The sequence below is a fragment of the Azonexus sp. genome, from assembly GCF_036170495.1.
Lineage (GTDB): Bacteria > Pseudomonadota > Gammaproteobacteria > Burkholderiales > Rhodocyclaceae > Azonexus.
In genome coordinates this window covers 1372-3644 of record NZ_JAVHPH010000219.1, presented here as the reverse complement: position 1 = coordinate 3644, position 2273 = coordinate 1372, and the positions used below count along the sequence as shown (strand labels likewise).

Here is a 2273-nt window from a genome sequence, read left to right as displayed (position 1 = left end):
TTTCCCTTCGGCCAGGCCAGTGCCGAACAGAAAAGTGCAGCCGCAGTGCGTGGATTGCTCGATACCGTCACCGGTTTGTCGCCACAGGAAACCATTGCCAAGCTGGCCAGCAGCGTGCTGCCCAGCATCAACGGCCAGCCCAACCTGCACATGCGTTTCAAGCTGCTTGAAGACGTCAGGCTGGAAGCCGAAGAAGCCCTGCCTATCCTTGAAAAACTCATCGGCCAGTCGGTATTGCCGCTACCCCTCAAGGCGGCGACTTCGGCGCTGCAGGTCGACAACCTGCTCAAGGGCTTGGCCATTGCCTACACCAGCATTGCCCGCGGCATCAACAATGGCCATCTGAACGAAGGCTTGAGTCATCTTTTGCATCGTAGCGCGCAACGTGCGATGGCCATGATCGCCCGCCGCCAGCTGCTGGCTTACCGCGCCTATGCCGCCCCCTCGGCAAGCTCCTGGCTGGCCCTGCACGAGCTCTACCAGATGGTACGCGGCCAGCGCTCCAAACCGCTCAATGGCGAAACCGCCCCGATCGAGCACGAATACCTCGGCGCCCTGCTATTCGCCTATCTCGAGCCGACCAAACTACCGCGCGCCGAGTTCGACATCATCAACACCTGCACCCGGCAACTGGCAGCCTATGCGCTGATCGGCGAAGTGACACCAGAAAACGCGGGCGGCAAGACCACCGATGCCTGCTTTCTGGTTCGCGCCAACGAAGGCAACCCGGGTTACCCGATGATGCGCCTGCCCTCCGGCACCACAATCTTCGGCAGCCTGCTCATCGACTGCAGCCAGGTCATCACCGCTCTCGACCGAAACATCACGCGCCGCCCGGGCAAGGCCATCGATCCTGATCTCGATGCCGCCCCCGCCCTTTTGCAGACGCTGCGCGTCGCCATCGGCGGCAAGAGCGCCCGCCGTTTCAGCCGGACCCGCTTTCGCCCGCGTGGCGACCTGGTCAGCGGCTTTGGCGCGGTCCTCAGTTTCCTCGATGGCAACACCTTTTCCCGTCGCTCGGTCGACGCCGCCTCGCGCTACGATGGCCGCGATTACACCTCCAGCGAATGGGCCATGATCGACGAAAGCCCGGACGGTTTCCGTCTCCGTTTCATCAAGGGCGAGAAACGCAACCTCGGGTCCGGCGACCTCGTTGCCCTGCAGCCGCGGGAGTCAAGCAAGATTCACGTTTGCCTGGTGCGTCGTATTTCATCGTCGCAGATTCGCCTCGAAGTGGGCTTGCAACTGATGTCGCCGCAGGTCAGCGTGGTCGACATCGCGGCCGAAGAAACCACGGATCAGCGTGCCGTATTCCTCCACACGCTGCCCGCCTACGGCAAGTTTTCTGGCCTGATTACCGCGCCGGGCATCTTCCGGACGGGTCAGAAAATCATGGTCAAATTGCCGGGACGTTCGCTGCACCGCCAAATCGGGACATGCATGGAAGCCAATGAGGGGCTAGAATTCTTCGCCCTAGACCTGCTTCCCGACTGATCCCGCTCAATGCTCAGCTACCGCCACGCTTTTCACGCCGGCAACCACGCCGACGTGCTGAAACACCTCATCCTGATCGAGATCGCCCAATACATGGCGGAAAAGCCGGCGCCGTTCTGGATCATCGATACCCACGCCGGGGCCGGGCGTTATGCGTTGGAATCGGCCCATGCCAGCAAACTGGGGGAATTTCGTGACGGCGTCGGTCGCCTCTGGGCGGCCAAGGGGCTGCCCAAGGCGGCGCTCAACTACCTCGATTTCGTCAAGATGTTGAACCCGGACGGCCAGTTGCGCCACTACCCCGGCTCACCCTGGCTGGCCCGCCAGTTGCTGCGTAACGGCGACCGTCTGCGCCTCTACGAAATGCACAGCACCGACGGCAAGCTGCTCATGGAATGCTTCAAGGGTAGCGGCCGCGAGGTAGCGATCACCGCTGGCGACGGCTTTGCCGGCCTCAAGGCCGTCCTGCCGCCACCACCGCGCCGGGCACTGGTCCTCATCGATCCATCCTACGAAACCAAGAGCGACTACACGGCGGTCGTCAAAACGCTGCAGGATTCGCTCAAGCGTTTTGCCACCGGCACCTACGCCCTGTGGTATCCGATGCTCGGCAAGCCCGAATCCCGCCAATTACCCGACAGATTGAAGCGGCTGGGTGCCGCCAACTGGCTGCACGCCACGCTGGAAGTCAAAGCACCGGCGCGCGATGGCTACGGCATGCACGGCAGCGGCATGTTCATCATCAACCCGCCGTGGACGCTGGAAAAAACCCTGCACGA

Annotated in this window: 2 protein-coding genes; both read left to right on the top strand. The window is 62.4% G+C overall.

What is annotated here, in order from left to right; genetic code table 11:
• The coding region (locus tag ADADOO_RS07445; RefSeq protein ID WP_511276334.1) for a cyclic-di-GMP receptor FimW-related protein at positions 1–1494 on the top strand (1494 nt) is incomplete at its 5' end.
• A 9-nt stretch (positions 1495–1503) separates the two neighbouring features.
• Positions 1504–2273, top strand: a 770-nt coding sequence (locus tag ADADOO_RS07440; protein WP_511276332.1) for a 23S rRNA (adenine(2030)-N(6))-methyltransferase RlmJ, incomplete at its 3' end; no start/stop codon positions are given.